8 protein-coding genes are annotated in these 7,343 nt (G+C 60.3%); 3 read left to right on the top strand and 5 right to left on the bottom strand.

Annotated elements, in window-relative coordinates:
• Positions 1 to 508 precede the first annotated feature (508 nt).
• Positions 509 to 1,072 (top strand): HDIG domain-containing protein, encoded by a 564-nt coding sequence (locus J4G14_14535; protein ID MCE2459008.1) that lies wholly within the window; start codon positions 509 to 511, stop codon positions 1,070 to 1,072.
• A 222-nt stretch (positions 1,073 to 1,294) separates the two neighbouring features.
• On the opposite strand, the gene J4G14_14530 is transcribed toward J4G14_14535, so the two are convergent.
• From J4G14_14530 to J4G14_14520, 3 genes are all read right to left on the bottom strand, one after another.
• A complete protein-coding gene (locus J4G14_14530; GenBank protein ID MCE2459007.1) occupies positions 1,295 to 2,212 on the bottom strand; it encodes a homocysteine S-methyltransferase family protein in 918 nt (305 codons plus the stop codon).
• Between the two features lie 149 nt (positions 2,213 to 2,361).
• Positions 2,362 to 3,207: an SDR family oxidoreductase gene (locus tag J4G14_14525; GenBank protein MCE2459006.1), complete on the bottom strand. Its 846-nt coding sequence runs from the start codon at positions 3,205 to 3,207 to the stop codon at positions 2,362 to 2,364.
• Positions 3,208 to 3,272: 65 nt separating this feature from the next.
• A complete protein-coding gene (locus J4G14_14520) occupies positions 3,273 to 4,100 on the bottom strand; it encodes a methyltransferase domain-containing protein (GenBank protein MCE2459005.1) in 828 nt (275 codons plus the stop codon).
• A gap of 139 nt (positions 4,101 to 4,239) precedes the next feature.
• Here J4G14_14520 and J4G14_14515 point away from each other — a divergent pair, with 139 nt between their 5' ends.
• A complete protein-coding gene (locus J4G14_14515; GenBank protein ID MCE2459004.1) occupies positions 4,240 to 5,172 on the top strand; it encodes a fumarylacetoacetate hydrolase family protein in 933 nt (310 codons plus the stop codon).
• Positions 5,173 to 5,284: 112 nt separating this feature from the next.
• Here the strand turns inward: J4G14_14515 and J4G14_14510 are convergent, their stop codons facing one another.
• Complete coding sequence (locus tag J4G14_14510; GenBank protein MCE2459003.1) at positions 5,285 to 5,707, bottom strand: hypothetical protein; 423 nt, start codon at positions 5,705 to 5,707, stop codon at positions 5,285 to 5,287.
• Positions 5,708 to 6,029: 322 nt separating this feature from the next.
• Here J4G14_14510 and J4G14_14505 point away from each other — a divergent pair, with 322 nt between their 5' ends.
• Positions 6,030 to 6,713 carry a spermidine synthase gene (locus tag J4G14_14505; protein ID MCE2459002.1) on the top strand — a complete coding sequence of 228 codons (684 nt, stop codon included), beginning with the start codon at positions 6,030 to 6,032 and terminating at the stop codon, positions 6,711 to 6,713.
• Between the two features lie 23 nt (positions 6,714 to 6,736).
• Here the strand turns inward: J4G14_14505 and J4G14_14500 are convergent.
• Positions 6,737 to 7,343 (bottom strand): hypothetical protein (locus J4G14_14500; protein MCE2459001.1); only part of this gene is annotated, 607 nt, incomplete at its 5' end.

Below are 7,343 nucleotides of genomic sequence, written 5' to 3'. Positions count from 1 at the left end.
CAGTTGGACTGGTGAGTGCATTGTATCTCGCCAACCCAAAGAACGAGGCTTCAGCAAGCCTTTTTCAGCAGCCTGATAGAACGTTACTCATCCTGGGCACATCATAAAGTCCGTGGCCAACCCGGCGCAGTTTGCCACTTTTGACGAGTCGCGACAGTGCCTGATCGACGGCCTCGCGACTGCCAAGATCGAGGAAATCCTTGGGCGTGCATACCCACTCGCCTTTGTCGCGATCGGATACGCTCTTCATGATCCTGTGGGCTATAGAAGTCATCTAATCACACTGTTCATGTCGCTAAATGTGTCAGAAATTTGCTATGTATCTCTTACATATCAAGGTTATTCTTCTCGTGACAACGAACACATTCTGTAAGGTCAATGTGTAGGTGTGAAGAAGGCCATCGAACTCTTCCTGCTCCCACCTGAGTACCCACACAGACCTACACAGTCTCACCAGCACCCAGGAGTTCGGTAAGATAGGCCACGACATCCAACCAAGGAGCCCGCCATGACCACCGACCCGGCTGCAACTGCCGATCGCGTTCTCGACCTTCTCAGTTCAGCCGGACAGGCGGAGTACCACGGCGAGCAGGTGTCGCAGCTTGAACATGCCCTGCAGGCGGCCCATCTCGCCGGCGAAGACGACGGTGACGATCAGGAAATCATCGCCGCACTCCTGCACGACATCGGCCACATCTGGCCTGTCGAAGGCCGGCAGGTGACCAGCGTTGGCGTAGTCGAGCACGATGAGGTCGGAGCCCAGGTGCTCAGGGATCTGGGCTTCTCCGATGACGTTGCCGACATCGTCAGCGGCCATGTCGCAGCGAAGCGCTACCTCGTCGCCACGGACGAGGCTTATGCTGCAAAGCTGTCCGACGTCAGCGTCGAGTCCCTACGTCTTCAGGGCGGCCCCATGTCGGCCGAAGAGGTACAGGACTTCCAACGGTCGCCCAACTGGCAGTCCATGGTACGAGTCCGTACCTGGGACGACCTCGCCAAGATCCCCGGTGCCAATGTCCCTGACCTCGAGAGCTACCGCGAGATGATCACGGCCCACCTCGCCCGCCAGTAACTGACAGGGAAGGCAGGGGTATGCAGGCAGGCGTGAACACCACCAAATAGACCCCTCTCCCTGAGGGCTGACAGGGGTAGGTATTCACATACCGTCATTCCCGCGGAAGCGGGAACCCACGAAGTGGCTCGCCGCTCGGCAATCCAGGGGCCGGGGGTGTCCTTCGACAAGCTCAGTGCCTGCGCCGGACTTGATCCGGTGACGAACGAATTGCCAGTTTACCTACCCATATGACCTCGACAGCCACTCTCTGAGTACCTTGATGTGGTCGGGCCTCGTGCCGCAGCAGCCACCGATTATCAGCGCCCCCTGCTCACTCCACACCTTGGCGTACTCCAGGTACTGCTGTGGCTCTATGCCCTGTCCCGGGATTGGGCCGCCGGCGCGTGGGAAATGGGCGTAGGCGCCGAAGGTCCCCGACCAGTTCTTCTTGACTATCTCCAGCCCGGGCGCCGTGTCGTCCACGGACGTGTGCATTATGAACACCGTCGCGATGTCCCTGTCCTTGATGGCGTCCATGGCGTCCTGAAGGGTCTCACATCCATGCCTGTCCTGGATGCCCAGGTAAAGCTCGTCTCCATCCGGGACCAGGGAGAGCCCGACCCACACCGGAAGGCCCGACTCCGCTGCCGCGTCGATAACCGCCAGCGTGTCTGAAATCCGGACCAGCATCTCGCCAACCGCCACGTCAGCGCCTCCCTTGGCCATCTCCGCCAGCTGCTCCCGGTAGGTCTCCAGGGCTTTCTCGTATGGCACCGGAATTTTGGCGTGCGCCTTGGGAGACATCGTGGATACTGAGGCCGCGATGACCACCGAGTCCTCAGTCCCGGTGTTGCTCCTTGCCTGTACCGCCGCTTCGATTCCCTGCCTATTGGCCTGGACTATTTTGTCTTCGAGGTCAACCTGTTCCAGCACATCACGACCCGTGCTGAAGGTGTTCGTGATGATAATCTCGGCGCCCGCCTCTATGTAGTCCTGGTGAACGTCCCTCACCAGATCGGGATGAGTAATCATCGGACCGCCCGACCACGTGGTGGGAGTTGTCAGCCCCCGCCTGTCGAACTCCGAGCCCATACCCCCGTCCATCAGTATCGTCTCACCCGCTTCCAGTCGGCGCTGCAGTTGCTCAAAATTGCCCATGTTTCTCTCCTCATGAAAAACGAGCTCAGCGTTCCATCCGGTCACCAGACATACACCCCAAAGGCCTAGGGTGCGAGCTTATGTCTTCATTGTATGTGATGTGTGGCTCGCTGGCCGATCTGGACGACGCGAATATCCAGAATTGCCTCTTACGGGCTGAGGCGGATGGCCTGTCGTCCAAGCTGCGGCCAGGCCGCCGGAGCGCTGCACCTCTCCAGCCGCTCCTCCAGCGGAAGATCGTCGTTCCAGTAGTAAGCGATTATGCGCCGGCCGCTGAACTCACTCGAGTCTTCCGACGCCAGCCAGACCACCGGGCTCTGCATCACTTCGGGCTCGATCATGTGGTCTCTCTGGTTGGGCTCGCCGCTGTAGGTCATGTTGGTGTAGGTGCCGCCTCCTGGGACCAGGACGTTGGCGGTAACTCCGGTGCCCTCCAGTTCCTGGGCCATGATGGACACCAGCGCCTCGTGACCAGCCTTGGATGGGCCGTACGGAGACCCACCCCTGCGCCACATGGAGTCCATGCTGGTGGTCACTCCGATTATGCGACCCCATCCCTGGTCCAGCATATGGGTGACCGCCGCCCTGGCCATGTAGAAGTTGCCGCTCAGGTTGACCGCCACCACCCGACTCCACGCCTCAGGAGAGTTCTCCCAGAAGTTGGCGGGGTTGTTCCCCACTCCACCGGCCCTGGAGTTGATGCCGGCGTTGTTCACCAGGATGTGCAGCCCGCCCAGCCGCGCTATGGTGGCGTCCACCGCATCCTGGCACGACTCCGCGTCTGTTACATCCGAGACGATGGCAGTGGCGCAGTCGTCTCCGCCGACCTCCAGCACCTCGTTGATGGTCTCGTCCAGCCACTCCTGGCTTATGTCGGTCAGTGCCACCCTGGCCCCGGCACGCACCAGTCCCAGTGTCATCGCGCGTCCCATCCCGATGGGACTTCCAGCCCCGGTGACGATCGCCACCTTCCCCTCCAGCGGTCTATCAGCCACAGTGCACCTCCTCAATGGTTAACCAACATTTTCCATGTGGCGTACAGTCTCTGCAATCCATCCTCTCACGCCTTCTGCAGTGTGTAGATCGATCCTGACATCTTTCCGATCATGTGGTACACACCCCAGTAGCAGTCTGCGAGCTCGATCTCGTAGTCCTTGCGCCCCACTTTGGCTATGAGGCTGTCCCGGCTCCTCAGCATACGGGCTATCCGTAGCATCTGCCGGGAGGTATGACGGTCTCCCTCCTCCTCTCGCCACTCTCTCCACTCACCGTCAATGCGCTCGTGCTCCACTACCTGGAACCCTGAGTCATGAAATGCCGCCTCGAAGTAGTCCCTGGACAGATTGTCGACGCATACTCCAAGTGGCCCGCAGAGCCGCTCGGCTTCCGACGGCTCCATCAGGTCCGTGGCAAAGTTGGAGAAGATGAGCATGTGCCCACCCGTCTTCAGAACACGGGCGCACTCCGAGAAAGCGCGCCGCAGGTCCGGCACGAGGGGCAGCATATCCCGACACCACACCACGTCGAATGCGCCGTCCTGAAATTCCAGCGACTGGATGGCGCCCCTCGCCACGCTGACTCGATCAGACAGATCAGCGTCCGCGATCTTCTCCACGGCGAGCCTAACGTTGCTCTCGATGAAATCGATGCCCCAGACCAGCGCACCGAAACGCTTCGCCATCTCGCACATGTGCGTCGCGTCGCGGCAACCCGCGTCCAAAATCCGGGCTTCGGTCATCCCACTGATCAGCGTACCCAGCTTGTCGAAGAGGACATCGGGAGAGCGTGGATGCAGGCTGCTGTCGACGATCAAGTCGAACTCGTCGTAGCCCATTTCCGGCTGCTCCATGGCCTCCGCCGCCGACAGCCTGATGACATCGTCAGACATTGTTCACCTCACTTTGGCTGCCATCGTACAGGAACCGCACCTGCCACCTCATGAGTGACTGAACTTACTCGATCGCTCCCAAAGTTGTACCATCGCGTCAGCGGCCAATCAGCAAGTCAAACGAAACATGGTGGGTCCAATGAAGTTCGTGATGTACAACGATAACCAGCCCGGCATCCTGTCCGATTCGGGCGTCATAGACATCAGTGACCTCTGCCCCGGTGGCGGCCAGGCAGCGATTTCCCACCTGATCACCAACTACGATGACCTGAAGTCCCAGCTCGAATCCCGCGTCGTCGAGGGCACTCCGGTCACCGGCGCACAGCTGCAGGCGCCGCTGCCGCAGCCAAATAAGATCCTCTGTATGGGAGGCAACTTCCGAGAGTTCGGCACACGGGAGCCCGCACCGATGTGGGGCTTCACAAAGAGACTCCACAGCCTCCTCGGGCCGGGCGGCACGGTGGTCCTCCCTGACGTGGACGCCAACATCTTTCACCATGAGGCAGAGCTCGTGCTGGTCTTCGGCAGGGGCGGCAAGGACATACCGGCGTCGGAGGCGATGGACTACGTCTTTGGCTACACGGCGGGTGTGGACGTCTCGGCGCGAATGCCGGGAGGCAGAGGCGACCGTGTGCCCAACACGCTGCCGGTCGCTGAGCACAAGTCGCACCCCACATTCTGTCCTCTTGGTCCATGCATAGCGACCGGGGACGAAATCGCGGACCCGGAGAACCTGCAGGTCACCCTGAGCGTCGACGGTGAGCTGCGCGTCAACTACAACACCGATGACCTCGCTCACTCCATCGCAGAGTCGATCGAGTACGTTGCGGCAATCGAGGAGATCAGCCCCGGCGACGTGCTCTTCATGGGCACCAACCACCAGGGTCTCGGCGCGATGCAGGACGGCGACAGCATCGAGATTGGCGTCGAGGGCGTGGGCAGTTTCAGCTTCACTGTCAGCGACCCGCTCAAGCGCCGCTGGCCCAGGGGCGTCGATGAGGCGACGGCGAAGGACCTGAGGGAGGGCACCGGCGGTCCCGGTCGACAGGCACGACCACTTCCGGCCGGATAGCGACAGTTCGCAGGGTGCCGAATCATCCCGTCGTAGTAGAAGCGCTGCAATCTGTCACTCGCGGGCACCTACGTTCTACGGGGTGTCGAACTGGCGATGCAAAAGTTGCTGCTTATCCCTGCTCCGACCCGCGCCACATGGCGAATCCTGTCGCTCCAAAAGTCAGCGGCAACAGCGTGTCCACAAATGCCCACTTCACGAAGCCCTGGTGGTCGCCCACCTCCAGACCCAGAGCGAGGTCGTAAAACCAGTTGTGCAGCAGAAGTATTGTCAGCCCAATGGTGGCGTAGAACACTATGTTGGTCTCCCAGTACCGATGGGACGGCGGCTCCCCGTCACTGGGTCTCCCTTCCCGCAGCTTGCGGCGAGTGTTGAAGATCAGCGCTGGAACAGCCGCAATAACCATCAGTACGTCCAGGACGGACCAGATGTTCGCCGGGTCGTATGACTCTGCGTGTAGAGGGTTGATGATGAAGTAGCCCGCCACAACCACCGACACCCCAAGTAAGTAGATCGCACCTATTCGCTGCAGCATCGCTCCCCATCCTTTGCTATTGCTCAACACAATATCGACAGTACGAACTTAACCTGTGCCGCCCGAATCGACAATGGGTGTTAACCTGAAAGACATCGCCTGTGCCCGAAGAATGTCGGTAGTGGCACAGGAGACTTCTCTCAACAACTCTGTATTCATACAGGGCAGGGTAATATGGTCCGGCATGGCGGATGTGAGCATTCGGGAGTCGCGCTCAAAAGCCGTACCGTCCGCCGCCTTCCATAGAATTGGGGCAACTCGATGGAAAGTGTGGTAGAAGACCGGTTGCCCCGGCTGCTCCAGACATGATCGTGAGGTATCAATGAAACCCTGGCACCTGATCGGACGGGCCCAGACCCCTGGCGGGGGAGCGGAGCTCGTTCTGTACCAACGTGACCAAGAGTTCTCGCTCCAAGCGGACAACATGGAACTCATGAACAGCCGGATTTATGGGTCGGAAGAAGCTATGGCCATGCTTGGCTGTCAGAATCTGGCAAAACGGTCGAAGGTCCGTGTTCTGATTGGCGGACTGGGAATGGGCTACTCGGTGAGGACTGCGCTGGACATCCTTCGAGAGGATGCCCGGGTGGTGGTCGCGGAGCTGGTGCCAGCCGTGATTGAATGGAACCGGGGAGTGCTCGCCGATCTGGCCGACCGGCCACTTGACGACCGCCGGACTGAAGTCCATGAAGCTGACGTTATCGAACTGATAACGGCCGCCAAAGGCACCTACGACGCCATCATGCTCGATGTCGACAATGGCCCGGAGGCGATGGTCAGCAAGGGCAACAACTGGCTTTACAGCCCACAGGGGCTGACCGCCTCCTACAAAGCGTTGCGCCGTGGCGGGGTATTGGCGATATGGTCTGCCGATTCTCAACCGGCATTCGTCAGGCGTCTGCGCCGTGCCCGTTTCAAGGTGGAAGAGGTCAAGGTCCGGGCGCGTGGAGGAAGCAAACGCAGGGGAGGCGCACATCACGTCGTCTGGGTTGCCACGCGGGATTGAGCATGTCGTTGGGGTATTGGGGGTCAGTAGTGGTGGGCGTTGGGATCGAAGTCGGGGTCTTCGGGATCGCCGTGGAACGGGCAGCTGATGTTGTCGCAGCCGTCGTAGTTGAACAGGTAGTCTTCGTTTGAGGCTGCGAGCATGGGATCGAAGTTGGGGTCCAGGCATTTGCTCGCTGCCCTGTACATGTCTGGGTCGAAGTTGGGGTTGGTTTCGGGCCGTCCTTCGACAGGCTCAGGACGAACGTAGGTAGACTCGGGCTGTTCTTCGACAAGCTCCCCCCGCAGCGGATCTTCGACAGGATGAACGGGAGCAGTCGCGACCTGTGTCTGGGTAGGTGGAGCCGACTGCCCTTCGACGGGCTCCCGCTGCGGCGTACTTTCAACAGTGGCAACGGACGCAGACTCGGCTTCCTGGGCTGTCTCGGTCTGGACCTGCTGGTCTGGCCTTGGGATCGTTCCTGGGGGTGCGGTCTTTCTTGGAGGATTGGGCAGTGGTATGCCCTGGCTCCTGCCGAATGCCCGTTTCAGCAGCTCCTTGGCCGCTGAAACGCGGTGTCCGATGCGGATGCCTTCGACTTTTCCCCACATGACATCTATGAGGAAGATGCACATCTCCTGGCCGTCGTTG

The sequence above is a fragment of the Dehalococcoidia bacterium genome, assembly GCA_021295915.1.
Lineage (GTDB): Bacteria > Chloroflexota > Dehalococcoidia > Lucifugimonadales > UBA1123 > VXRN01.
The sequence above is the reverse complement of the archived record's forward strand: the minus strand, read 5'-3'. Positions and strand labels throughout refer to the sequence as shown.

Excerpts from the sequence above, each read along its gene's own strand:
- J4G14_14510 (MCE2459003.1), bottom strand. The coding sequence starts at position 5,707 with ATGCTGCAGCGAATAGGTGCGATCTACTTACTTGGGGTGTCGGTGGTT.
- J4G14_14520 (MCE2459005.1), bottom strand. The coding sequence starts at position 4,100 with ATGTCTGACGATGTCATCAGGCTGTCGGCGGCGGAGGCCATGGAGCAG.
- J4G14_14535 (MCE2459008.1), top strand. The coding sequence starts at position 509 with ATGACCACCGACCCGGCTGCAACTGCCGATCGCGTTCTCGACCTTCTC.
- J4G14_14505 (MCE2459002.1), top strand. The coding sequence starts at position 6,030 with ATGAAACCCTGGCACCTGATCGGACGGGCCCAGACCCCTGGCGGGGGA.
- J4G14_14515 (MCE2459004.1), top strand. The coding sequence starts at position 4,240 with ATGAAGTTCGTGATGTACAACGATAACCAGCCCGGCATCCTGTCCGAT.
- J4G14_14530 (MCE2459007.1), bottom strand. The coding sequence starts at position 2,212 with ATGGGCAATTTTGAGCAACTGCAGCGCCGACTGGAAGCGGGTGAGACG.